The organism is Cohnella baijiui (genome assembly GCF_020731285.1).
GTDB lineage: Bacteria > Bacillota > Bacilli > Paenibacillales > Paenibacillaceae > Cohnella.
Map to the genome: position 1 here is coordinate 14,132 of NZ_JAJFOW010000012.1, position 24,793 is coordinate 38,924.

Genomic DNA, 24,793 nt, shown 5'->3' on the forward strand with positions numbered 1-24,793 from the left:
GGTAGCGCGGAGAACCGTATCATAAGTAACGGCAAGTTTTTTTGGGACTCGTCTACATGTTCATCCATCCGTAGCCCGCGAGCACAACTCCCGGATATGCTGGGTGACGATCTGCTCAACGGTTTCCGGTGTGTAGAGCTCCGGGCGAAGCAATGCGAGGATCGTCAAACCTTCGACAATCGCGGCCAATCTAAATGTTTCGAGTCGAATGTCCACCGAAGAGGGGAGAAGCTTCGCCTTAGCTAGAATTTCGAGGACGGCTTTAGTCAGGTAGTGGAGTCCGTCCGTGAGATCGTCTTTTTTAGCCTGTAACGCCAAACTCGTGAGGGATCGGATGGCGAAGATCCACCAGACGCCGACGGCAGTTCGTTTTTCCGCATCCATAGGGAGCAGCTCTAACAGAATTTCCTTCGCAGCCTTCATCGGAATATGGCTTATCTCCAGCCCCTCTGCTGCTCTGTCAGCCCCTCTTGTCAAATAATAATCCACGATAAATAGCAACAGCTCGTCCTGCGTTGAAAAATAATGCCGCAAGGCGCCGGGCGACAACCCTGCCGCAGCTGCGACGGCACGGATTGACGCATGTTCGATCCCTTTTCCTTCAATAATATTCCATGCCGATTCGGCGATCAGCTTTCTTTTTTGTTCGTGGTCCACGACTTTCGGCAACGGTAAACGCTCCCTTGTTTTATTTAGCACACTGCATTAAAATAATTAACACAGTGTGTTATTTAGATTTTATTTCAGTTATAGCGCTTCGAGATGATCACGTCAATAGTACTGAACTTTATCTGAATTTTATCGTGATTGACGGGAGGGATTACAATGCAGGACCAATTCAATGGATTTCGTTATCGTTCCACCTGTTATAGTTGCAAAAGAGCTTTTGATGTCTTCGAGGGAACTCAAGCTTATGAACGAGTGAAACGAAATTTCAAAGGAATGCATTGGTGCGAAGATTGCAAAAACAGGATCGAGCTTGAAGCACGACTGCAGCTCGGAAGACGATTGTTGACCGGCAAAGATTAGGTTTCATGACAGAACGGGACATCGAAAGGATGGCCTTAAAACTTGCCGTTACAAATAGCGCGGAGAACCGTACCATAAGTAACAGCGAAAAATTCGGTGAAAATTCTGTTCGCCATACATTCACCCTTCTCCTGACCGTTGTGATGAAAGGTAATTAAAATAAAAATATGGCTAATAGGCTTCGAAATAGGCTATATCGGGAATTTCATGAAATTCGTGAATATGATGCTACATGAAAACCGCCTTTTATTAATATTGAGGGAGTTTTCAATGATGCCTGAAAATATTGTTCGTACCATACAACAACATGAATTAGATGACCTACTACGATTATATAAACATTTACATAATGATGATCCTGAAATTGATATGAATGAAAAAGCAGTACTTTGGAATGAAATATTGAACGATCGTTATATGAAGATCGTAGTTGCAGAGATTGAAGGAAAACTAGTGTCATCGTGTGTAATTACGATAATCAAAAACTTAACTAGAAGTGCTAGGCCATATGCACTAATTGAGAATGTCGTTACCGACAAGGATTATAGAAAGCATGGATTTGCGAAGAAGGTATTGAATAAAGCCGGCGCTCGTTAAGCTCGAAGAAGCCAAACAGCACATTGCCCATTTGGAACAAAAAACCGACCTATATCAAGCCATTCTGGAGCACCGCTCTCCAGACACAACCAATCCCGGCAACTGGGACAAAATTCAGCATATGCATGGTGACGTATTTTACTCGCCCTCTGTTCGGAAGGCGTGAGAGAACGGATACAGTAGATGAAGCATCGATAATAAGGCCGCCAACTGCGGCACACTTAGGGCGATTTTTCGCCGAAAGCTCCGTTAAGCTGAACCGTACCATAAGTGACGGCGAAATTTAGAGCCGGGGTACATTACGGGAGTTTTGGATTTTGCTAAAAAGCGAGATGCAGTTGCTGCATGAGTTTCGATTCCTTCGGCGGCTCGCTCGGCAGGCCCTAGTGCATGAACGCGTGGAACGAGGAACTTATAAACCACGCAAAGCGGGCAGTCCTTGATGGGACTGCCTGCTTTGTGATGCATTGCAACGCAGCGCAAGCACGCCGGCATATGCGGAAGATTCGGTTTGGCTGCATTCGGACAGATCGATTTATTTCAGCCGCAAGCCGCCGTCCACTTCGAGAACCGTTCCGGTTACAAAGGTATTGTCGACCAGATAGGCGATGGCCTTGGCAATATCATCGGGTGCGCCTACCCGACCGACCGGCGTATTTTCGGCATAGCCGCTAAACGCTGCCTCGCGCTGCTCAGCCGGCAGCCAATTCCACCAGGCTGTGTTGACGACACCTGGTGAAACGGCATTGACACGCAGCGGCGCAAGCTCGAGCGCAAGATTGGGCACCATCGCTTCCAGCGCTGCGTTGATGGCGGCTAGGCCGGAAGTCCCCGGCGAAACGCTACGGGCGGAGATGGCCGTAATGAACGTGATGGAGCCGTTCGCGCTGATCGTGTTCAAGCTCAGCTGGGCTGCCGTGAGCTGCGGCCAGAACTTGGCCTCGAAGCCGCCGCGCAGATCATCCAGTGCGAGCTCACGGAAATTCCCAGCTCCCTTGGCGCCGGACACGGATATAATGAGATGATCGAATGCGCCTTGGCGTTCGTAGAATGTTTTGACCGCTTCCGGGGAGCTCGCATCGAGACACTCGCCCGAAGCGTTGGCTCCGAGCTGCCGAAGTGCTTCTTCAAGCTTGGCGCTGTCCCGCCCTGTAATGACGACCTCGGCTCCTCCTACTGAAAGCATCTGTGCTGATGCGAGCCCCATACCGGATGTGCCGCCCATAATAATAATGCGTTGCCCATGAATCCCTTTGCCCATGTTCATTTCCTCCTATATGTACCGATTGATTTGTTTGCTTGTTTGGATTATAATACGAAACGTAACGTAATGTAAATGGGCGTTTTGAAATATTTTCTTGGAGGTGTTATTTATGGATAGACATCAAGTCAAACCGGCACTCGGCCGCCCAAGAAGTCAGCAAGCGATGGAGGCGGTGTTAACGGCAGTACGCCAGCTGCTGCAGACGTCGGCCTACAAGGAGCTTACAATGGAAGGCATCGCCAAGGCGGCGGGCGTAGGCAAGCCCACGTTGTACCGATGGTGGCCAAACATCGCCTCCATCGTCATGGATATGATGACGCAGCAAGCCCATCATGACATTGGGGTTCCGGATACAGGCTCGCTTGAATCGGACTTACTTCTCTATATCGGCGATACTTGCCGCTCGCTGACACAGGGCGCCGGTGGGATTATGCGCAGCTTGATGGCGGAAGCCCAGTTCGACGACGGCTTCGCACAGATATTCCGCGAGTCATTCATCTCCTCTCGTAGGGCAACGCTCATCGCTCTTCTGCAGCGCGGCGCCGCAAGAGGCGAGCTGCAGGAGGGCGCCGATCTGGAGCTGCTCGCTGACCTCTGTTACGGGCCGATCTGGTACCGGCTGCTGAACGGCCATGCGTCACTCGACGAGCCGTTCGTGCAGGCCATTACGGCTCATATTATTATGCGAGGCTGATGGATATGCTTATCGCCTGCGGGGGCTGCTACCGACATGACACGCAGCGAGTGGACGGCTCGTCCGCTTCGACTGATGCTGTTGGAGCAGGATGAACGGCACATGTATCGTCGCTTCCAACCTCCGTCTAACTTCAAAAGGCACCTATCGGTGCCTTCGATTTTGCTGTATAGATGATACGGTGAGCCATACCACAAGTAACGGTGAAAATTTCGGCATTAACCGGCGCATCGTACTTCAAATCGGCGGCGGTCTGTAATGTCAAGGCAAGAATCGAACGTCCCGGCGCAGATCGAGAACACGAGCACCGGGAAATCCGTACATCAGGTTTGAAGGCGAGTACGGGGGAGTAATCCCCCGGCTTACCCCACTATTTTTTAACCACAGGAACCCAAAATTCGCCGTAGAAAGTGCCGTCACCGTTTTCTTTGCGATAAGTCGCATTCGGACCGCCGATGTAAGCATAGTCAGTGATTTGTGCCAAGACTTCGCCAAAAGCACGGTAAGTCAACTGATCAAACAAAGTTTCCTTGTCGCCGGTTCCTGCGACCACGATGTACTCGCTCTCTGGAAACTCGATGATGCGTGTTGCGTCAGCCACCGATTTGCTAGCTTCTACCGCGAAATAATTCCACGGTTTGCCTTGATAAACCTCGTTGACTGACCATTCGCGATCATCTTTTGCCGCCGCTTTGAGCTTATCAAAACGCCCGTCAGCCTTGAGTTCTCCCCAAAATTCTGCTTTTTCCTTTTGCAAAGCTGGTGCGTCTTGGAAATTAGATTGAATTGAAAAACCATAAGCGGTCAATGTAAATGATTTTTTATGTTCAACTGTGTAATTTGCCATGGGAGGGCTCCTTTGGCCGAGATTAGCCTGCTACTTTTTTTACACGAAGCCACATTTCGCCGTAGAATGTACCGTCTTCAGCGGCTTTGACGAATGTCGAGTTACCGGGACCAACGTATTTGTAGTCTGTGATTTCTTGCAGCAGGCCACCGAAAACTTTGCCTGTTATTTCGTCAGAAAGGCGATCTTTGTCAGCGCCTGTGCCAGGCACCACGAGGTAATCCCCAGCGAGGAAGTCGAGAACGACCGCGTCTTCCACGTCGTATGCACCCATCACGCCGAAGCCGCGCCATGCCTTGCCGTCGATAACGTAGTTGATTTGATATTCCTGCCCGTCAGCGAGCGCGAGAAGTTCGGCAAGCTTGCCGTTTTCAGTGATTTCAGCTTTTTTCGCTGCGGTTTTTGCTGCATTACCTGCCCAGTCGTTGTAGTCTTCAAGTGTAACACCGAAAGCAGTCATTTTGTAGTTTTCCGAGATGGCTTGGATGGAGTAGTTAGACATTTTGATCTCTCCTTAGCGGATTTATTTTTACAAGATTGATCCTATTCGCTAAATGTATCAAAAAACGATACTTTATATCATACTGATGCTACATTTCTGATACAATAAAATCATGAAGAAGACAGAACGAGTGAACCTGATCATGCGCTTCATCAATAACCGCGCGCATTTTACGATTGCAGAGATTCAGCGGGAGTTCAAGATTTCCCGCGCGACGGCGATCCGCGACATTAACGAGATTCAGGCGATGGGCTTTCCGCTGACGACCGAGCTTGGGCGCGGGGGCGGCTACAATGTCCTGCAAAATCAGTATCTGTCCGCCGTCCGTTTCACGCCGGAAGAGCTGAAAGCGATATTTATCAGCTTTATCGCCTCAAAAAATTCGCAGCTGCCTTATTTGCAAAATCGCCGCTCCATCACTGAAAAACTCATCGGCATCGCGTCGCAAACCCAGCACGACGAGCTGATCGAGCTGAATAATATCTTGCTTTTTGAAAATACAAATCCTGCCAATCCGAATCTTTTGGAACTCGATGATGCGGCGCCTGCGGAGTTGAACCAGTTGATTTCGCTAGCCGCGCGGGATAAGCACTTGCGCTTGACGTATGAGCCGAGTCCCGGCTGGCCGCAGTTGATGGACGTTTTTTTGTTTCATATTTTAAACTCAAACGCTCGTTGGCTGGTCGAGGTTTATGATCTTGATACCGACGAGTTTCGTTATTTGCCTGTTGAGATGCTGCGGGATTCGGCCATTTCCGAGCAGAAGATGAGGCGGTCTGAGCAAGAGATTTTAAGCAAAAAACGGCTTGGCGCACGTGAGTCCAATCTGGTTGTAAAGCTTGATACGACTGGGATTCAGCGCTTTAAGCGCATGCACCCGCCGGGGATTATTTTGTCCTTTACAGGGATGTTTCAGTCGAGTGGGGTTTTCAATGTTCAACTGGATGTGACCGATGTTGAGGCGCTAGAGTATTACGCGGATTGGCTTTTGTTTTTAGGGAAGGGGGTCGAGTTTGAACGGATTCCCGATGAGCTGCGCTTGATTTTGGGAGAGCGGTTAAGGGGAAGTGCTGACACTTTAACAAAAGGCACGCCAGGCCAATAAATATCCGCAATGGGAGACGGTCTCCATGTCTTTGGAATTCCGGCCTTCTCCCATCTTCCGATCGGTGGTCATCCGGCCAAGGTTGTTAAGCTGGCCATTGAACGTAACCGATGGTTCATGGAAACCCCGATCCCTACGTTGATGTTTTACCCTGTGCCGGGCTGCAACGTTCGCGAGTCCGAGTTGGCTTGGTGCCGTAGCAACCTCATAAATTTTAGCGATGAACCGATTAGAGAACGGGCAGGATGGTTGAATATATGTCTATCCCTATCATGGCCACCAAATTTTATATTCCCACGCCTCGGCCGAAAGCGGTCCTCCGCCCGCGATTGACCAAAAGGCTCAGCGAGAGTCTTTACCGTAAGATTACCCTTATATCCGCGCCAGCAGGCTATGGCAAAACGACTTTACTTTGTGAATGGCTCGCCGACTGTGGGCGGCCGGCCGCATGGCTGTCGCTCGAAGAGGGGGACAGCGAACTTACCCGCTTTTTAACCTGTATGATCTCCTCTCTGCAATCACTTGAGAAGGATATAGGAGAAGGCGTACTTGCTATGCTTCAAACTCCCCAACTGCCGCCGACCGAGTTGATCCTGACCGCTCTTCTTCATGAGATCGCGGCCATTTCAACTCCTTTCATACTTGTACTTGACGATTATCACGCAATAAATTCGAAACCGGTCGATGATGCCGTATACTTCCTGCTTGACCATCTTCCCGCTCAGATGCACCTTGTCATGACGACCCGCGAGGACCCCAGTATTCCGCTGGCTCGATTGCGAGTTCGGGATCAGTTGACCGAGCTGCGAGCAGCCGACATGAGATTTACGCTCTCCGAATCCGAAGATTTTTTGAACCGTATCATGGGCCTTAACCTGTCCATGGATAAAATAGCCTCGTTGGAATCACGTACCGAAGGCTGGATTGCGGGTCTGCATCTGGCTGCGATCTCCATCCAGGGAGATCATGACGCCGATCGGCTCATTCAGTCTTTCACCGGCAACCATCATTTCGTGCTGGATTATCTGGTAGAAGAAGTCCTGCAGCGGCAAACCGAGGCCGTTCGAACCTTTTTGCTGCGGACTTCGATCCTTGACCGTCTGTGCGGGTCTATTTGTGATGACGTTATGCTCGATTCAGGGGTTTCTGGTAAGGAAACCTTAATGGATCTTGAACGCAAGAACTTATTCGTCGTGCCCTTAGACAATGAACGACGGTGGTATCGCTATCACCATTTGTTTGCCGATTTACTCCGCAAAAGGCTGCAGGAAAGTCTCGACGGAAGCAATATCGCGGAATTTCATAAACGAGCAAGTGACTGGTATGAAAACAATGGCTTCGAAATCGAAGCGTTTCACCATGCTGTGGAATCCCATGACATCGAGCGTGCCGCACGTCTGCTCGAAGGCAAAGGAATGCCGCTGCATCTTCGCGGGGCTGCAGGCATTTCACTGAATTGGCTGGAGTCATTGCCTGCCGTGGAGTTGGATTCCAGACCCGCGTTGTGGGTGATGTATGGTTCAGCCTTGCTGATTACAGGTAGGCTAATGGGCGTCGAACACAAGCTGCAAGCGGCAGAGGCAGCCCTGGTAGGTACGGAACAGGACGTCGGCGTCAGGGATCTGATCGGACTGATTGCCGCAACTCGGGCGACATTGGCATCATTGGCGTTAACCGGCAATCCTGACGGTGCTGAACGAAAATTACTGGCGGCAGAAGCAGCTATGCAAAACAAGGGGCAGGGCGATAAGACCGATGAACTTGTCGGACTGATCGCACCTGCAAGCAATGTTTGGATAAGCGGAAGTCAAGGAATTGAGAATGTTATCACCCAATCTCGACGTGCGCTCTCGTATCTGCGGCCGGATAATATCCCTGTTCGGACGGCAGCCGCTTGGATGCTGGGCGTCGCTTGCCAGCGACGCGAAATTTATTCCGATGCCCGTGAGGCCTACAATGAAGTCATATCAAACAGCCTAATGATGGGTCATCATCTGATGGCCGTAATGGCCATGATTGGACTGGGTCAAATCGAGGAAGCTGAGAATCGAACCTGTTCGGCGGCGGAATGTTACCAGGAGGCTCTGCGCCTGGGCGGTGATCTGCCGCTTCCAGCGCTCCGTGAAGCGCAGCTTGGTCTGGAGCGTGTGAGTAATAGCGGAATGAAGAGCAACCTGATCGAGCCGCTCAGCCAGCGAGAAACCGAAGTGCTCGAGCTCATCGCTAAGGGGCTCTCGAACAAGGAGATCGGCGAGAAACTCTTTTTGGCTTTGGACACGGTCAAAGGGTACAATCGCAGGATTTTCGAAAAACTTCAGGTGCAAAGACGCACGGAAGCGATCGCCCGTGCCAATGAGTTGAATTTGTTTCCAAACACCCGTAAACCACACTAAAGTGTCTAAAAGCCTCGATCCTCTTCGGGCTATACTGCTTATAAAATAGCCAAGAGGAGATAAACATGAATAAGATTGCAAGAGTGGCAGGGGCATTGTTTTTGGTATCGACGGGTGCATACATGATAGGAAACGGACTTCAGGATTCGGTTCTACATCGACCGGATTTCCTTGCCAATCTGTATCCGGATCGAACAAATGTGATTTCGGGATCGCTTTTAGAGTTGATTAACGCCATGGCGGTGGTGGGGATTGCCATGCTTTTATACCCCATATTAAAGAAGCATAACGAAGCCTTTGCGCTGGGGTACTACGGATCCCGGCTCATGGAGTCTGCGCTACTTATCTTAAGTGCAATCAGTCCGCTTGTACTTATCGCGCTGAGCAAAAGTTACATCTCCGTAAGTGCTCCCAAGGGTTCATACTTCGAAACGATAGGCCATTTAGTGTTAGAAGCTCATTCAGTGCTCTTTCAAATGGCCATGATCGTGCTGAGCTTGGGCAGCCTGTTGCTCTGTAGTGTCCTCTATCGATCGAGGTTGATTCCACGATTGTTGTCAGTCATCGGTTTCATCGGGTATGCGGCATTGTTGGCGAGCGGATGTCTGACTATCCTTGGCCAAGAAATCGGGCCCGTTCTGTATGCGCCAGGAGCAATATTCGAAATCGTGTTTCCTGTTTGGATAATGGTTAAGGGATTCAATCTTCGAACGGAGGAGTTTTGATTAATTAAAAACGCACAAATTGTAAACCTGGCTTTAGTTCTCCAGATTCTCAGGTTAGCAAACGTTGGTGTTCCACGCTGCGTCGTTCTGAACCCTTTTGCAGGGGAATACTGGCAAATGCCGATTTATTAAAAATGGTATGTGGATAGGCACCCGGAAGGGTGCCCGTCCGACATTAGCCGTCAATTGACGGTTCAATTCGTCCAGCGCTTCGCGGCTAAGTGGACGATGGTAAATTTGCGCCGATGAACTGCCCAGTTATTCGCTTCGGTCATTCATAGTATCCTTCCGTTGATTTGCGGAATTGTTTGAATTGATTCGCATCATGCCCGAACCACACCTGGGAATTCGTTCGAGCAGCGAGCGTGCGGATTTTCTCAACGGCGTTTCGGTAGCCGATTGTATCATATATAATGCCCGGTGGCTTGACGGGGGGACCGTAACTTTCTGCCGTATAAATGGTATCGGAAGCAAGGATGATTCCGCCTGTCTCCGGCATTTCAATGTGTAAGCCTAACATGCCCCAAGCATGACCACTGCCACAGTTTATAATCTTGACGCCTTCAGCCAACTGCAGGTTATCTTCATTACGTTTGACGGTCCGCCATTGCAAGTTGTTTTTGATCCAAGCATCGATGTCCGCCCAAACGTAAGCTCCATTTTCATTGCGGGCATAGCTTTGCAACGTGCCGTTAAACTCATCTTCATGGACGATAATCGTAGCGTTCGTGAACATCTCCAAACATCCGGCATGGTCCAGATGCAAATGAGAAGCAATGACGTATTTGATTTCCTCTGGTCTAATATGGAGCTGTTCCAGCCGGTTATGCAGGTAACATTCTTCGCTTGCCACCCAAGGTGAGGCCTGCTGTGTGGATTGGGCCCAGCGTCCTTCGATGCCCATTGAGTTCGGGTTGCAGGCCGTATCGAACAAAATTTTTCCTTCGGGATGATCGATCAATACCGTATAGATCGGGAATTCTACGAACTGTGTCTGTGCATTGGGATTATTGATCGTTGCTGGATTATGCATGGCAATTATCCAGTTTTTATCCATGCTCATACGACCATTATCCATCACATACAACTTCGGACGGGCTTTCATTATATTCGTCATGACCATTTCCTCCCCCTACATTTTTGATTTTGTCTGAATGCTGTTCATGTTCAACCATGCCGGCTTATAAGGCGTTGTTGGCATGTACCCCTTGTTGCTTCTTCGTTGATATAGATCAAAATAATGCATAAAATAAACTTGCGTAAGTAGGCACTTTAAGGTGTTCTGGTAACCTCGAAGTGCACAGGAGGGAAATTAATTGACAACTTCTGCTGAAATCCCCAAAAATGACATCTCAGTGGCAGTGTGCGGATACAGTAAAGTTATTGAAATCATCTCAAATAAATGGACAGCTCTCATCATTTATGCACTGGAGAATGGAAGAATACGTTACGGGGAAATGGAAAGAAGGATTGAGAGCATTTCCAAAAAAATGCTCACCCAAACGTTAAGAAAACTGGAACGGAATGGGTTAATTCAACGCCATATTACACCAACCGTACCCCCATCCGTCGATTATTTTCTCACTCCTTTAGGAGAAAGTCTGCTTCAACCGATGAAAGAGCTAAGACAATGGGGAAGGGAAAATTACTTGCATGTCGAGGCAGCAAGAGCCCACTATGATCAAAGTTACAGTAAGGAGCCTCAGTCCCCGGAACAGTGATCATTATACGGTTCCCGAGTTGTCTGTAACGGCAAGTTCTAAGGGGTATCTTCGGATTCGCCGATAGCCCCGTTAAGCTGAACCATACCATAAGTGACGGCGAAAAATTTTGTCAGTTCCTTAGTTAAATCCGGAAATTGTTTAGCAATTAACCGGGATATCGAACAATAGCTTAATCAATGCTCCAGCATTTGCCGATGCATATCGACAGTGCCTGCCTTGACGTTCCGACAGCAACGACAAGCCGTTCGGCTATTTCTTTGTTGGACAGTACTGCCGCCAACAGCGCCAGCACCTCCATCTCACGGTCCGTCAGCGGCTCCTCGATCGAGACCGGCGTCTTGTCGCCGTCCTTCTCCGCCCCCGGCTCCTCGCCAATATCCGATTCTCCGGCGAGCCGGCCTAGCGATCGGAGCAGCTCGCAAATATATACGCCTTGCGATGCCATCGCATGGAGAATATGGATACGGTCCTTGGACGAGAAGCTCGCCGCGGCGTAATTCTCCAAATACAACACCCCGACCGCCGACCCGTGAACGGCGACGGTCATGCATAAGGCAGACTGCGGCCGGTGCTCCGCCATATAAGGATTGTTTTACAGCAACAAGCGCCGGTTCATGTTGATAGCGAGGCGAGCATACTCGTTTTTTCTTTCTTCAAATATTTCAGGATTTATTCCTTGCAGCGCCAATCAACATAGGAATGGAGATCAGAAGACTGACTGCAACCGGAACGATAGAGCCCTCAAGTCCAAAGGCGCCCCCTGTGAGAAGTGCGTCGCCACTCACCTTTACGGTAAATAGACCGGCCGCAGCGTGTCCAGATACAGGAATGCCAAGCAAGCCTTCAACGGCATTCCAAGCAAAATGCAGCCCCATGGTAAACCACAAGTTTCGCCGCCACAAGAAGGCGGCACCGAGCAGAACGCCTGCTTCCAGGACGATGGCGAACGCGCTCCATAATGTTGCCCCTGTGTTCCCAAGATGGGCAGTTCCAAATAATAGAGAGGTCACAGCAAGCGCGAGCGGTTTTCCCCCCCATTGTTCAATGGCTTGAAACAGAAGTCCACGAAAGAGAAGTTCCTCGACAATGGCCGCTCCTAAAGCCGGTGTTATGGAGGATATGAGAACAGAGCTCGTATCCGCAAAATTGGCCCACTGAAAGGTGTACCCGCCCAGAGCCATAATAATAACAGCGGACCCTGCGATAAAGAGGCTCCCGGTTAGAACGCCCGAAACAAGATCAATCCCTGCGCGCTGACCAGAGATCTCTGGCGTGGACCGCCGGGCAAGGTATGTCAGCGTGAGCTTATAAACCAGGATGGCCAGAAACCCCATAGCGAGCGTGAAAATAAGGGAAACCGTCCCCTCTACTCGCTCCGTCAGCTGCCGGAATAACGTATCGATGAGAATAATACCGGCAGCCCCTACAATCGTCCAGACGATTGGAAAGCGCCAAAATGAACGCCAAGCACGCAGCCTCCCGCCATTCTGCAGCGGCTCTTTATGGCCGGACCTTTTTCTTTTCATGTCATGCATCGCCTCTTCTATTGTTCGATGCCATGAGTATAGGCTGAAAAAGTCATAAAGAGATAGTGCGCTTTTGTCATGGGTTAATGATCCATAAATCCCGAATCCCGGGCCTTGCGGGCGGCCTCCCGCCTTCCTTTCACATTAAGCTTGGAATAAATCGCCGAGATATAGTTTTTAACCGTCCCTTCGCTAAGATACAATGCCTCGGCAATATCTTGATTACGCAGGCCGGCAGCCAGCTTATGCAGCACTTCTACTTCACGGGCAGTGAGCCCAAATTCATTCTTGTTGGCGGAGGCGGTATTGTTCATGCTCTTGATCATTTTACGCGCCATTTCCTGCGAGATTAATGTCCCTCCTGCCTGAACGACCCGTATGCCGGCAGCCAGGTCTTTGGGATGAATGGCTTTGAGCAGATAGCCTTCTGCTCCATAGCTTAGCGCCGCTAACACATACTCGACTTCCTTATAGGAGGTCAGCATGATGATTTTGGTTGCAGGTGTTCGCTCTTTAATGAGGGCCGTTGCGGCGACGCCGTCCATGACTGGCATGTTGACATCCATTAACACCACATCCGGCATCAACTGCTCGCAACCCTTTACGGCTTCTTCCCCATTCCGGGCCAAACCGACAATTTCCAAATCCTCTTCCATGGACAGCACGATCTGCAAGCTCTCGAGAATTAACGCTTGATCATCGGCTAGCAGCACTTTAATCTTCATCGTACGGCTTCACTCCTTTCAGCGGAATTTCGCATCTGACTTCGGTTATCGCTGGCGTTCCCTCCCCGGAGGATAGGTGCAGGCAGCCTCCCAACCGCTCAACCCGATGCTTCATCGTAGTCAAGCCGAAGCCATCATTCAGCTTGTCGATCGGTTTGCCGTTATTTCGAACGGTCAATTGCAGAATGCGCTCAGCATATCTAAGCGTCAGATGAAGCTGAGAGGCTTTTCCGTGTTTAAGTGCATTGGTGAAGGATTCCTGGATGACCCGGAGGATCGCCTGCCGTACTTCAAAACGTATGGACTGCTCTATCTCCGGCAGACTCAAGGTCACAGCCGTACCTGTGTGATCCCGGAAACGGTTAGCAAGGGATTCAACCTGTCGGATCAGACTTGATTCCTCTTCTTCCCCCATCTCGTGTACGATGCTCCTCATTTCCTCCAGATTTTCCTCAGCCAATGCTCTTATGCGAATCAACCGATCCTTGGCTTCGGCAGGCTTGCGGTCCATAAGGGCAATAGAAGCATCAAGGCTCAGAATGAGCGAGATGAAGGAATGCCCCAGCGTATCGTGAAGCTCCTTGGACATTCGGCTGCGCTCTTCAAGCAAAGTCATTTTCTCGACCTCGGCCGTGTAGTGAGTTAACAGCCTGTTTTGCTGCTCCACTTCCGCTACCAGTTTATTCTTCTGGTCATACGCATTGGCGACGAAGCTTGCCCACATCCCGATGAAGCAGAACAGCAGATTGTCTGTTCCGACACTTAGGGTCTGCTCCCAAGACAATCTTAGGCCAGATTGAAAGGAGAAAGGAATGCAAACAAGCAAGGGAACGATCCACAGGGTTTGCTTCGTCGATAAGTAACCCATGGCAAGACTCGGCAGCAGATAGTCCGCTTTAGAAGTCAGATCCGGATGCATGACGGAACTCACATAATAAGAACCGCCAAGCAATAGCTCCAGTACGCAGAACCAGAATTTATTCTCTCGGCGCCCAGGGAACCAGAACAGCAAAGGGACGACAAAGGCTATGCTCAGCCAGAGCACGTACATGAATGTTCGGTTCGAAAACTCGCTTACTGCCAGAACCCGGGATAACAGCAAAATATAATGATAGGAACGAAGAGCGAATATGCCCCAATCCATGAAAGATAAGATTTTTTTCATAGCCTCATCATACAGGAAACGGTCATTGACAGACAGAGGAGGATCATTTTAATATAACATTGATATATAAATATAACTTAGTTAAAGCGAGGGGTTTTTGTGAAGTCACTATCTGTCGTTATTATCGGTGGGGGTCTCGGAGGACTTGCATTGGCGCAAAGTTTGAAAAAGAATCACATTGACTTTCATGTTTGCGAACGCGAGCATGCGGACACTTTCGTTCAAACAGGCTACCGAATCAAAATCAATGAGAATGGATCCAATGCGCTGCGGTTTTGTCTTCCCGAGAAACTTTACGATCTGTATATTCAAACATCCGTTATAGGACCGGCACACCCTGTCTTTTTGGATCCGATCTCGCTGGAACCCGCCGAAGAACAGCACCCGCTGTACAACAAAGCGGAAGTCACGCCATCCGTCAATCGGTTTACCTTTCGTGAAGTGTTGCTTGGCGAACTGAACGACAAGATCCGCTACGGATACCGGTTGACCCATTATGAAAAGCTAGAAAACGGACGCTTAAGAGCATGGTTCGATAATGGGGAGCATCTGGATGCGGATGTTCTGGTTGGCGCGGACGGAGGAGGATCCAAAGTTCGCCATCAGTACAAGCCCGGGGTGAAAATTTTCGATACCGGGGGCAGGGCCCTTTATACCAAGGTATTTCTGAATGATGCGCGGAGAAAGGAGCTGAATGGGCTCATTGGGGATGGCAGCATGAGAGGCCTTCTAAGTGCAGAAGGAGATGCTCCGGTGTCCCTTCTGCTTGAAGACATGGCTTTCAAGCCGAATATTGAACTTCTGCCGGAAGCCATGTCCCTTAATGTGAAGATCTCTCCTCAGCAGGATTACCTGTACGCCGTGTTTGCGTGCTCGCCCGAATGGTTTGGCATTCCTGACGAGCAGCTTTTCCAATTGAACGGTGTGGAATTGTTGTCCTTTACGCAAGAGAAAACGAAACATTGGCATCCACAAGTAAAAAGGATGCTGGAATTAGCGGAGCCGGAGAAAACGGCTGTATATCACCTCCGCAATGTTTTGCCGTATAAGCCTTGGAAAGAAACGACCTCTCTGGTTTTGCTGGGCGACGCCCTGCACCCCATGACACCGGCAGGAATCGGCGGGAATGCGGCACTTTTTGATGCCTGCGAGCTCTCAAAAGAATTAATCAACGTAATAAACGGGGAAAAGGAACTTTTGACCGCGTTGCGTGATTATGAAGTGGGTGCCATCGAACGTGGGATGAGGGATGTTCGGCTCTCCTCGAAAGCAGGGGAAATCATGTTCAACCAGAAGCCGTTGCCTGCCGAAGATGTAGAATTGGAGGAGTAACCAGCTCTCCGCGATATAGCGTATAATTAGTCATATCAGCATTTGGAATGGAGTTGGAATGCTTATTATGCCTACTCGCAGGCCACATATCAGCGAGGAGAAAATAATAGCGGCCTCGTGGCGGCTTCTCGCAGACCAGGGAATCGAGAATTTTACTATAAGAAACCTCTGCAAGGAATTGAATGTTCAAGCTCCTACGATCTATTGGTACTTCGAGAGCAAGCAGGTTATTTATCAAACGTTAGCCAATCTGGTGTCAAGAGAGATCATAAGCGATCTTCCCAAGCAAGGAGACTGGCGAGAAAGGCTTCAGTTAAGCGCAACTGTTATGCGAAGGAAGCTTCAAGAGTTTCCTTGCTCCGGTCAACTTCTGATGAAGTCAAGGCCGGAGGAAGATTTTATGCAACTGTTCGAATGTCTGTTGCAGATGGTCGAGCCGACTTCATTGACGGATAAACAAAAATTTTCGTATACGACCCATTTGTTTAACTACGTCATCAACTTCGCCGTTGAGGAATATGAACAACGTATGCTGCAGATATCGTTAGAGGAGAGCAAAAAAGAAAATACGCATGCGGATCTTTCGCCATTCAAAGTGCTACAACGGATGCACGAAGAAGGTGTGTTTCATTTGATGGGTTCCGATGAACTGTTTAATTCCGGCGTTCTCTTATTACTCGATGGAATAGAGCAGCGGCTTATACGACCGTAGATTCGGGGACAACTAGCTTTAGCCGTACGGAGGTTAACCAGTACGGCTAAAGTCGGTATTATTACCCTACTATTTTTAACTACAGGAGCCCCAAATTCGCCATTTTCTTTACGATAAGTCGCATTTGGACCGCCGATGTAAGCATAGTCCGTGACTTGCGACAAGACTTCGGCCGCGGTAAGTCAACTGATCAAACAAAGTTTCCTTGTCGCCGGTTCCTGCGAGCACGATGTACTCGCTCTCGGGAAACTCGATGATACGTGTTGCTGGGATTTAGCTCGTATTTCTTCCAATTTTGTCCCAGAAGTGAGTGGTGGTAAATACTCAGGAGTTCTTCCGATGCAAAAAACTTGCCGTTACAGATAGCGTGGAGATCCTAACCATAAGTGACGACGAAATATTTGTTGCGGTAATGTGCGAAAATGTTGTAGGAATTGTATAATTGTTTGATTTATGAACCTCTAAGCCCTTTTGTTTAAGGGTTCTTCTTGCGGAATGTGTGATGAATCATCATGTAGTCGTTGAATGACGATGTAGCCGCACCCGTTTGACATTTACTGATTCTTCTGCTTTAATTGGAACCAACAAAAGCAACCATCAAGGACATGAGTCTTTAACGCGAGTCGTTCAGAGAGAGAGGACATCGGCTGAAATCCTCTTCGACAAGCCTAAGGATTTACCACCTTGTAGCTGCGATATGGAAATCGAGGGTTTCCTTGAGAGTATATTTCGCCGGGTATTCCCGTTATAGAATCTGAATGAGGATTCGCGTCTGGCGGATCGAATTTAGGGTGGAACCACGAGCTCGAACCGCACTCGTCCCTTTACCAGGGATGGAGCGCGGTTTTTTGTTTTCTCAAAAGAATAAAATAATGGTTCTGACCAAGGACACGAGTCTTTAACGCGAGTCGCCCAGAGAGAGAGGACTAGGCTGAGATCCTCTTCGACAAGCTTAAGGATTTACCACCTTGTAGCTGCGATTTGGAAATCAAGGGTTTCCTTGAGAGTATATTTCGCCGGGTATTCCCGTTATAGAATCTGAATGAGGATTCGCGTCTGGCGGATCGAATTTAGGGTGGAACCACGAGCTTGAAACGCACTCGTCCCTTTACCAGGGATGGAGTGTGTTTTTTTTGCCAAAAACCTAGAAAGGATGATTAGACATGTTGATTAAAGTTTCCTTTCCGGACGGTGCCGAACGCGAATATAAGGCCGGGACGACCGTTGGACAGATTGCGGAATCGATCAGTCCAGGACTTAAGAAAAATGCCGTCTCAGGGAAAGTGAACGGAAAGCCGGTCGATCTTGCTACACCCATCGAAGAGGATTCTTCGATCGAGATTTTGACGCTCGAAAACGTGGGAGGCATTGAAGTTCTTCGTCATAGTACCGCACACTTGATGGCGCAGGCTTTGCGCAGACTATTCGGCGAGAAAAACGTTAAACTCGGAGTCGGCCCAGTCATAGAGGATGGTTTTTACTACGACGTCGATCTCAGCGTTCCAATTTCAATCGAGGATTTTGATAAAATCGAGAAGGAAATGGAGAAAATTGTACAGGAAAATCTACCAATCGTCCGCCGTGAGGTAAACCGTGAAGAAGCCATGCGCCTATTTCATGAACTGGGCGATCCATACAAGCTGGAGCTGATCCGAGACTTGCCAAATGATTCAGTCATCTCGATCTATAGCCAAGGCGAGTTCTTCGATCTTTGCCGCGGACCACACCTTCCGTTCACTGGCGGCATCAAAGCATTCAAGTTACTAAACGTTGCTGGAGCTTACTGGCGTGGCGACGCAAAGAACAAAATGCTTCAGCGCATTTATGGCACTGCGTTCCCGAAGCAAACGCAGTTGGAAGAGCACTTGCGGTTGCTAGAAGAAGCAAAGAAGCGTGACCATCGGAAACTTGGCAAAGAGCTCGGGTTGTTTATGTTTTCCGAAGAAGCACCAGGTATGCCCTTCTATTTACCAAAGGGCATGACTATCCGTACTCAGCTTGAAAACCTTTCTCGTGAACTTCAAGAGCGCCGCGGTTATGAAGAAGTTCAAACGCCTTTCATGATGAACCAGCGCCTTTGGGAGCAGTCTGGACACTGGGATCACTACCGTGAGAACATGTATTTTACAGAAGTGGACGATGGTAAATTTGCACTAAAGCCGATGAACTGCCCAGGGCACATGTTAATATACAAAAATAGCCTACACTCGTACCGTGAGCTTCCCATTCGTCTGACCGAGCTCGGTCAGGTACACAGACATGAATTTTCAGGAGCTCTTAATGGGATGATGCGAGTGAGGACATTTTGTCAAGATGATGCACATATCTTTGTACGTCCGGATCAGATCGAAGATGAGATTGGCCGGGTTATTGCGTTAATCGATGAAATGTACCGGGTTTTTGGTTTCGAATACCGCATGGAACTCTCGACAAAGCCTGAGGACGCGATGGGATCAGTTGAAATGTGGCAGCAAGCTGAAGGGGCGCTTCAGAATGTTCTAGACAATCGGGGAGTCGCGTACCAAATCAACGAGGGAGACGGGGCGTTCTACGGGCCGAAAATCGATTTTCACATTCTTGATGCTTTGAAGAGAAGCTGGCAATGTGCAACGATTCAACTTGATTTTCAGATGCCTGAAAAGTTTGATCTATCATACATTGGAGAGGACGGGCAAAAGCATCGTCCGGTCGTCATCCATCGCGCGGTGTTTGGCTCAATCGATCGCTTCATCGGTATTTTGACGGAACATTACAGTGGGGCATTCCCGCTTTGGCTGGCGCCAGTTCAGGTTAAGATACTGCCGATTTCGCAAGCGTTTGGGGACTATGCTTTGCAAGTAAAATCGATGCTTGAGGCTACAGGAATCCGAGTTGAAGCCGATCTGCGAAATGAGAAGCTCGGTTATAAAATACGTGAGGCACAGCAAGAAAAGATCCCCTATATGCTTGTGCTGGGTGAGAATGAGTGGACTTCTGAAACTGCGTCCGTACGCCGGTGGGGTGAAGGAGACCTTGGTGTGATGGGAGTCGCAACTATAAAGGAACGACTGCTTGGGGAAATTCATGGAAAACTTGGATAATGGTTTGCTAACAATGTGAACAGAGTATCTAAAAGATAGGGCCATCCCGCAAAAGGATGGCCCAAAACTTGCCGTTTCGGTCTATGGCATGGATTTCTAAGAATTCTCTATGCCGTGTTTGTTTGTAATTTGCTCGCTTTGGTTGGGCTTGCCCTTACCCTTGGTGATCAAGTCGCGAAGGCTGCCGTTTATGTAGATGCCCCAGGAGTCCGTACAGACGGCGTAGCACTCATACGCGGGAACGAGGCCTACGTGCGTAAATCGTACTTCCGTCTTACCGTCCTTCTTGGCGATTTCAAAGACAACGTCGGTATCCTTCCACTCGCTCGTGTCCTTTACGAAGTTAAAATAGTTGTCTGTAATGTGCCAAACAACCTTTTTACCTGGAACAAGCTCGGTGATTTGGATGGTGCAGCGGTGAATATCCTGGTAGTGGTGCTTAAATTCACCGAGTTCGTCGGTAGCGCCCTCAATTTCCTCTGACCACCATCCGCGAACGTTGTTGATGGCGGCGAAGACTTCCTCGGGGCTTTGTTCTACCTTAAAAAAAGTGCTGTAACTTTGATTCATGCAGGTTATCTCCCCACGTTAATTGTTGACTACCCACCGAGTATAAGCCGCGTACTTGCAAAACGCAAGTACAAACTTGCAAAATGCAAGCACGAATTGTATAATCATTCTCATGAAAAAGCGAACTTCCACAGTATGTCCAATCGTATATGCGCTCGACATATGGGGCGATCCCTGGAGCCTAGTCATACTTCGTGACGTCCTTATCCATAACAAGCGGTATTACCGCGAGTTTCTGGCTTCACGCGAGCACATCTCGACTAATATTTTGAGCGCACGGCTCCAATCACTCGTTGAAGCAGGCCTGCTCGTCAAGATAGAAGGAGATTCAAACCGCGCACAAACCGTGTACCGGCCAACGCAAAAGGCACTTGACCTGTTTCCGGTCGTTTTTGCCATTATGCACTGGGGCCTGAAATACAACCCCAATACCGATATGACTATTCCGATCATGCAAGAACTAACAACGAACGAAAAAGGGCTGGAGCTGCGCCTTTTGCAGAATTTCGACGATATTACATCATAAAAAATCGCGACGCATGGGGCACTCTAAGTGCCCTTGTTTTATTTCAAAAACTTGCCGTTTCAGTTAGCGCGGAGCGAAAGCCGGAGCGTTGTCGGTTGTAGCGGTGCAGAGGAGCTGCGTCGATTGATTAGACCGCTCTTGCGAGCAGGCACTTCGATGAAGGTGCTGGTGAAGACAGTGCTTTTATTGAGGCAACCAAATTTTTGCCGAGGGCTGACAAGTTACTAACCGAGCCGCTTGCCCTCAACTATTTACCACATAACGTAAAAATTCCAAGAGCGTAAAATAACATCCGAAGCTGTAAAAAGCGAGCGGCAGGGGCATTTGAATGCAAAAAAAGATTTCGTGAGTATACTCTGCCGCATTACCTGATAATATTGTTTTCGGTACTTTATTAGGCCGGTGTTGCTGCCGCGCTAAAATGAACTATCGCTTCCGGCTTGTTCAGCGTACGTTTAATGTCTTCGTATTTGATTTGGAAATTGCCATTTTAAATATGATCAACAAGAAAGCCAGCAATGCAAACATAATGCCGCACCAGATGAGCTGATGTGTGCCCAGCCGAGAAATAAACGAGCCGCCGATCGATGTCCCTATCGTAATGCCGACATTGGAAAAGGAGACAAACAAGCTGTTGCCGAATTCGGGAGCTTCATTCGCATCAGTCATCAACAAGGCTTGACTGACAATAAGCCCCCCGGAATGCACAGCCCCCCAAATGAACACGATGATCGCCATCGGCAAGAAATAAGAACCGAGATAATAAATGAATAAGTAAATGACCGCATATACGAGAGGAAACAGGAGAGCAGTTCTTGTCGTGCTTTTGTGCAAAAAGCTCCCAAACAAAAAGTTCCCGACAATCATCGTGACGCCAAAGGCCATCAGCATCATGCTAATCCATGATCCGTTCATCTTGGTGACTTGTCCAAGATATTCGGCAAAGTAGCTGTACACTGAAAACATAGCTGCAAAGATAAAAACAACGGTCGCGATCGTTAACCACAATTGAGGTTTGCGCAATATGCCGAGCTGCTTGCCAAAAGACTTTTTTTCCTTAACGGGCATGGAAGGAAGCCAGGCAAGTATCCCTATAAAGGCAGTCAAGCATACAACAGCTCCAAACAGGAAAGCGGCTTCCAGCGAAATTTTTTCGGCAAGATACGAAGTCAACGGCACGCCAAAAGCGAATCCGACTGTGATTCCGGCAAAAACCTTGGTAACGGCTTTGCCGCTCTTTTCGGGAGAAACAAGGCTGGCCGCGGTCACAAGAGCAATTGAGAAAAAGACAGGATGAAAAATAGCAGGGACAATTCGAAAAGCTAACATGGCTTCGAACTTGGTTGTATAGGCATAGACAATATTAGAGACGGCAAACATAAGAACTGCGGATAATAAAATGACTTTACGATTCATGCCGGAGGCGAGTAAGGTCAGGAATGGGCCTGAAAGGGCAACGATGAAAGCAAATATACTGACAAGATACCCGGCCTGCGTAGGCGATATGTGAAATTTTTGAGTGACTTGGGGAAGAACGCCAATCATGCCCATTTCCGTTGTAATAATGCCAAACACACCTAAAGCCAAAAAAATGATAAGTGAAGAGTGAATCTTGTTCATTACAATGTATGCCTCCATGCATTTTCATATATAGAATTGTAGATATGAAAAGCGAAAATACATCCTTTCCGGCTAGAGTCTACTTTGCACGTACTCGGAAAACTGCTGGATGGTTTTTTCGTTTCGGCGGTAGTACGTCCATTTGCCGATTCGTTCGGATTCCAATAAACCAGCTTTTTGCATGGTGGCCAAATAGCTTGAGATGACAGACTGGGCAAGTCCCGATTTGGTCTGTATATCTCCTACGCATACACCAATGCGAAAGCTGAGCCCCTGTTGCAAATATGGCTTTTCATCAAAAAATTGCTCCGGATTTTTCAGCCAATGCATAATTTGACAACGTATCTCGTTGGACAAAGCTTTATAAATCAATAAAGGTTCCATATCGCTCATTATATCCACTTTTCTAGATTTGTAAATATGAAAAATTACCAACTGAATAATAATTATCTTTTTGCTCACCGGTCATTTTTAGCATTTCGTAATAGAGGCGCGGGCCAGATCCTGGTCTTTCTTCACGTCCTTGACGAGCTTCTTCAAGTCGCCGACCTTCTCCCCCCCGTCCCCGTTTTTCGGCCGGACAAGAAAACGCCCGCCAGTATGACGAACAGTCCGACCAACAGATTCCAGCTCATATTCTCATCCAGCAAGGCCGCTCCCCATACCAGCGCGGTGCAAGGGACCAAATATGTGACCATCGTGGCGAATTCGGCGCTTCCTTTCTGAATCATATAATAGAACAGAATGTAGCCGAAGCCGGAACCGAACACGCCAAGTCCGACGGTCATGAGAATGTTCGTCGATGCCGCCAACTGCACGAACGGAAAAGGTTCCGTGGAGAAAGCGACGCTGCCGCTGGCAATGCTCGTGCACAGCAAGGTGCCGAACGTGATCTGATACATGGACAGGCCGCCCGTCATCAGTCGTTTGGACAGTTGGGAGCCGATCGCGTAGCAGATCGTGGCGACAATGAGGCTTGCAACTCCCAGCAAATTCACGGCGGTATCAGAGCCCGGCCGAAGGCCGACCACGACCAGCAAGCCGATCGTCGCGATCCCGAGTCCGAGCCATTGAAGCTTATGCGTCTTGCTTCGGAAGACGAGCATGCCGATGACAACGGTCCAGATCGGCGTCGTCGCGTTCAGAATCGACGCCATGCCGCTCGCCACCTTCGTTTCGCCGAACGCGATGAGCGTCCATGGCAACGCGGTATTGACGATCGCCATGACGGCCATCGGCACCCAGTGGATCGTTCGGAAGCCGAACGGCTGGCGAAGCGCCAGCATCATGACGACGATGGTCAACAAACCGGCCGTCGATCGCAGGAACACGATGGACCATGGTCCGAAGTCGTGCAGCAGCATCTTAATGAAATAAAACGAGCCGCCCCAAATGAGACTGAGCAGAATTAATGCAGCATAAACGAGACGCGGCATGGAGATCCCTTCTTCCTGCGGTTCACAATGACTGAATTCGATTTGAGTGTATCATGGGAAACTTGACATCTTTATGTCATCATTTTAAATGAAAAGGGGGATTATATGAAGATCGACTTTCCGTAGCGATGGCTTGAGCATGTTTCTCATGATTTAATAACCACTCTTTGCGTACGATTCCGCCGCCATATCCGCCCAGACCGCCATCGGAGTTGATTACGCGGTGACAGGGAATCACGATGGCGAGTTGATTGGCGCCGTTCGCTTGCGCTACTGCACGAAAAGCGGTAGGTTTGCCAAGTGCTGCCGCAATGTCGGCATATGAACGTGTTTCTCCAGGTGAAATTTTCCTTAATTGCTCCCACACGCTCTGCTGAAAAGATGATCCCATAAGATAGAGAGGGGTTTTGAATTCAACTAAAATACTTTCGAAATATTGAGCGAGTTCTCGTTCAATCGACTGAATCGGCTTAGTATCACCAGGGATAATCGCCGCGTTCATTCTTTTTCTTAGACGTTCCACCTCGCGCTCTAGCCCTCGACGATCCACGAACTCCAAAAGATAGAGCTTGTTCTCGTCCGCTATGGCGACCATAGGGCCGAGCCGAGTGTCTAGCCACGCTGCTTTAAGAATACAGTTATCGTCCAACCGCGTAGGGGGCGCGCCCATGATGCGAGAGAAGGCGTCTCTAAAACCGCTGCTCGAATCATAGCCGGAAGCTAATTGCGTATGAATAATCTTTTCCCCCGATCGGATGCTCTTCAACGCCAGTCCCATTCGACGAGCTCGAGCGTATTCAACGAATGTCATGCCAAAACGCTTTTTGAACTGACGGCGGGCAGTAGACTCGTCGATCGATAGAGCCCGGAAATCTTGCCCCTTCCATCGTTTCTCCGGGTTATGCTCAACCGCCTCGACGAGCAACCGGACGAGATCCGAGACTTGATTCGGATGCGACAAGGGTCTGCAGCGCTGACAGGGACGGAATGAAGCCAAGAGTGCTTGCTGCGCGTTCTCATAGAACTCGCAGTTCTCGTACTTGGGTTTTCTAGCTGGGCAGGTGGGGCGGCAGAACACGCCGGTTGACGTGACGCCCACGTAGAAGATGCCTTCGTAGTCCGGGCTTTTCTCGATAAGCGCCTTGTAATATTCGGCTTTACGTTTCTCGTTATGGATCATGGTCGCACCTTCACGTTAAGATTGAGCTTATTATATCTTAC

At 49.0% G+C, this 24,793-nt stretch carries 24 protein-coding genes and 1 pseudogene; 11 read left to right on the forward strand and 14 right to left on the reverse strand.

Annotated features, from left to right (window positions below; translation table 11 throughout):
- Window positions 1-60: 60 nt before the first annotated feature.
- Window positions 61-669 carry a TetR/AcrR family transcriptional regulator gene (locus tag LKX83_RS13785; RefSeq protein WP_227882854.1) on the reverse strand — a complete coding sequence of 203 codons (609 nt, stop codon included), beginning with the start codon at window positions 667-669 and terminating at the stop codon, window positions 61-63.
- A 633-nt stretch (window positions 670-1,302) separates the two neighbouring features.
- Between LKX83_RS13785 and LKX83_RS13790 the strand changes: the two genes are divergently transcribed.
- Together LKX83_RS13790 and LKX83_RS13795 are read left to right on the forward strand one after the other, a co-directional pair.
- A complete protein-coding gene (locus LKX83_RS13790) occupies window positions 1,303-1,626 on the forward strand; it encodes a GNAT family N-acetyltransferase (RefSeq protein ID WP_227882855.1) in 324 nt (107 codons plus the stop codon).
- Window positions 1,616-1,792, forward strand: a pseudogene (locus tag LKX83_RS13795) (MerR family transcriptional regulator); the annotation flags it as partial. The gene LKX83_RS13790 and the pseudogene LKX83_RS13795, both read left to right, overlap by 11 nt.
- A 369-nt stretch (window positions 1,793-2,161) precedes the next feature.
- Here LKX83_RS13795 and LKX83_RS13800 read toward each other — a convergent pair.
- Window positions 2,162-2,887, reverse strand: coding sequence for an SDR family oxidoreductase (locus LKX83_RS13800; protein ID WP_227882856.1), 726 nt, complete (start codon window positions 2,885-2,887; stop codon window positions 2,162-2,164).
- Between the two features lie 112 nt (window positions 2,888-2,999).
- Here LKX83_RS13800 and LKX83_RS13805 point away from each other — a divergent pair, with 112 nt between their 5' ends.
- Window positions 3,000-3,584, forward strand: a complete 585-nt coding sequence (locus LKX83_RS13805; protein ID WP_227882857.1) for a TetR/AcrR family transcriptional regulator — start codon at window positions 3,000-3,002, stop codon at window positions 3,582-3,584.
- Window positions 3,585-3,954: 370 nt separating this feature from the next.
- Here LKX83_RS13805 and LKX83_RS13810 read toward each other — a convergent pair whose 3' ends face one another.
- Complete coding sequence (locus LKX83_RS13810; protein WP_227882858.1) at window positions 3,955-4,431, reverse strand: GyrI-like domain-containing protein; 477 nt, start codon at window positions 4,429-4,431, stop codon at window positions 3,955-3,957.
- Between the two features lie 22 nt (window positions 4,432-4,453).
- On the reverse strand, window positions 4,454-4,933 hold the full coding sequence (locus LKX83_RS13815; RefSeq protein WP_227882859.1) for a GyrI-like domain-containing protein: 480 nt from the start codon (window positions 4,931-4,933) through the stop codon (window positions 4,454-4,456).
- Window positions 4,934-5,063: 130 nt separating this feature from the next.
- Here LKX83_RS13815 and LKX83_RS13820 point away from each other — a divergent pair, with 130 nt between their 5' ends.
- The 3 genes from LKX83_RS13820 to LKX83_RS13830 all read left to right on the forward strand — a co-directional run bounded on the left by LKX83_RS13820 (window position 5,064) and on the right by LKX83_RS13830 (window position 9,156).
- On the forward strand, window positions 5,064-6,038 hold the full coding sequence (locus tag LKX83_RS13820) for a helix-turn-helix transcriptional regulator (protein WP_370639078.1): 975 nt from the start codon (window positions 5,064-5,066) through the stop codon (window positions 6,036-6,038).
- A gap of 245 nt (window positions 6,039-6,283) precedes the next feature.
- Window positions 6,284-8,431 carry a winged helix-turn-helix domain-containing protein gene (locus LKX83_RS13825; RefSeq protein WP_227882860.1) on the forward strand — a complete coding sequence of 716 codons (2,148 nt, stop codon included), beginning with the start codon at window positions 6,284-6,286 and terminating at the stop codon, window positions 8,429-8,431.
- Window positions 8,432-8,496: 65 nt separating this feature from the next.
- Entirely contained in the window at window positions 8,497-9,156 is a 660-nt protein-coding gene (locus tag LKX83_RS13830) for a DUF4386 domain-containing protein (RefSeq protein WP_227882861.1), read from the forward strand.
- Between the two features lie 271 nt (window positions 9,157-9,427).
- Here the strand turns inward: LKX83_RS13830 and ahlS are convergent, their stop codons facing one another.
- Window positions 9,428-10,273 carry an AhlS family quorum-quenching N-acyl homoserine lactonase gene (gene ahlS, locus LKX83_RS13835; protein ID WP_227882862.1) on the reverse strand — a complete coding sequence of 282 codons (846 nt, stop codon included), beginning with the start codon at window positions 10,271-10,273 and terminating at the stop codon, window positions 9,428-9,430.
- Between the two features lie 199 nt (window positions 10,274-10,472).
- Here ahlS and LKX83_RS13840 point away from each other — a divergent pair, with 199 nt between their 5' ends.
- On the forward strand, window positions 10,473-10,877 hold the full coding sequence (locus LKX83_RS13840; RefSeq protein WP_227882863.1) for a winged helix-turn-helix transcriptional regulator: 405 nt from the start codon (window positions 10,473-10,475) through the stop codon (window positions 10,875-10,877).
- A gap of 172 nt (window positions 10,878-11,049) precedes the next feature.
- Here the strand turns inward: LKX83_RS13840 and LKX83_RS13845 are convergent, their stop codons facing one another.
- From LKX83_RS13845 to LKX83_RS13860, 4 genes are all read right to left on the reverse strand, one after another.
- Window positions 11,050-11,427, reverse strand: coding sequence for a helix-turn-helix domain-containing protein (locus LKX83_RS13845; protein ID WP_227882864.1), 378 nt, complete (start codon window positions 11,425-11,427; stop codon window positions 11,050-11,052).
- 115 nt (window positions 11,428-11,542) lie between these two features.
- Window positions 11,543-12,406 carry a CPBP family intramembrane glutamic endopeptidase gene (locus tag LKX83_RS13850; RefSeq protein WP_227882865.1) on the reverse strand — a complete coding sequence of 288 codons (864 nt, stop codon included), beginning with the start codon at window positions 12,404-12,406 and terminating at the stop codon, window positions 11,543-11,545.
- Between the two features lie 83 nt (window positions 12,407-12,489).
- Window positions 12,490-13,131 carry a response regulator gene (locus LKX83_RS13855; RefSeq protein WP_227882866.1) on the reverse strand — a complete coding sequence of 214 codons (642 nt, stop codon included), beginning with the start codon at window positions 13,129-13,131 and terminating at the stop codon, window positions 12,490-12,492.
- Window positions 13,121-14,296: a sensor histidine kinase gene (locus LKX83_RS13860; protein WP_227882867.1), complete on the reverse strand. Its 1,176-nt coding sequence runs from the start codon at window positions 14,294-14,296 to the stop codon at window positions 13,121-13,123. The genes LKX83_RS13855 and LKX83_RS13860 overlap by 11 nt, the downstream gene beginning before the upstream one ends.
- Before the next feature lie 150 nt (window positions 14,297-14,446).
- On the opposite strand from LKX83_RS13860, the gene LKX83_RS13865 reads away from it, so the two are divergent.
- The 3 genes from LKX83_RS13865 to thrS all read left to right on the forward strand — a co-directional run bounded on the left by LKX83_RS13865 (window position 14,447) and on the right by thrS (window position 19,420).
- Window positions 14,447-15,628: an FAD-dependent oxidoreductase gene (locus LKX83_RS13865; protein ID WP_227882868.1), complete on the forward strand. Its 1,182-nt coding sequence runs from the start codon at window positions 14,447-14,449 to the stop codon at window positions 15,626-15,628.
- Between the two features lie 67 nt (window positions 15,629-15,695).
- Window positions 15,696-16,340, forward strand: a complete 645-nt coding sequence (locus tag LKX83_RS13870; RefSeq protein ID WP_227882869.1) for a TetR/AcrR family transcriptional regulator — start codon at window positions 15,696-15,698, stop codon at window positions 16,338-16,340.
- A 1,163-nt stretch (window positions 16,341-17,503) separates the two neighbouring features.
- Complete coding sequence (thrS, locus tag LKX83_RS13875) at window positions 17,504-19,420, forward strand: threonine--tRNA ligase (RefSeq protein WP_227882870.1); 1,917 nt, start codon at window positions 17,504-17,506, stop codon at window positions 19,418-19,420.
- Window positions 19,421-19,516: 96 nt separating this feature from the next.
- Here the strand turns inward: thrS and LKX83_RS13880 are convergent, their stop codons facing one another.
- The gene (locus LKX83_RS13880) at window positions 19,517-19,990 is read right to left on the reverse strand and encodes an SRPBCC family protein (protein WP_227882871.1); all 474 of its coding nucleotides are present in this window, start codon (window positions 19,988-19,990) and stop codon (window positions 19,517-19,519) included.
- Window positions 19,991-20,102: 112 nt separating this feature from the next.
- Here LKX83_RS13880 and LKX83_RS13885 point away from each other — a divergent pair, with 112 nt between their 5' ends.
- Window positions 20,103-20,516: a winged helix-turn-helix transcriptional regulator gene (locus LKX83_RS13885; protein WP_227882872.1), complete on the forward strand. Its 414-nt coding sequence runs from the start codon at window positions 20,103-20,105 to the stop codon at window positions 20,514-20,516.
- Between the two features lie 444 nt (window positions 20,517-20,960).
- On the opposite strand, the gene LKX83_RS13890 is transcribed toward LKX83_RS13885, so the two are convergent.
- From LKX83_RS13890 to LKX83_RS13905, 4 genes are all read right to left on the reverse strand, one after another.
- On the reverse strand, window positions 20,961-22,136 hold the full coding sequence (locus tag LKX83_RS13890) for an MFS transporter (RefSeq protein ID WP_227882873.1): 1,176 nt from the start codon (window positions 22,134-22,136) through the stop codon (window positions 20,961-20,963).
- Window positions 22,137-22,208: 72 nt separating this feature from the next.
- Window positions 22,209-22,520, reverse strand: coding sequence for an ArsR/SmtB family transcription factor (locus LKX83_RS13895; RefSeq protein WP_227882975.1), 312 nt, complete (start codon window positions 22,518-22,520; stop codon window positions 22,209-22,211).
- A gap of 152 nt (window positions 22,521-22,672) precedes the next feature.
- Window positions 22,673-23,572 carry a DMT family transporter gene (locus tag LKX83_RS13900; protein WP_227882874.1) on the reverse strand — a complete coding sequence of 300 codons (900 nt, stop codon included), beginning with the start codon at window positions 23,570-23,572 and terminating at the stop codon, window positions 22,673-22,675.
- Window positions 23,573-23,651: 79 nt separating this feature from the next.
- A complete protein-coding gene (locus tag LKX83_RS13905; protein ID WP_227882875.1) occupies window positions 23,652-24,752 on the reverse strand; it encodes a bifunctional transcriptional activator/DNA repair enzyme AdaA in 1,101 nt (366 codons plus the stop codon).
- Window positions 24,753-24,793: the final 41 nt, after the last annotated feature.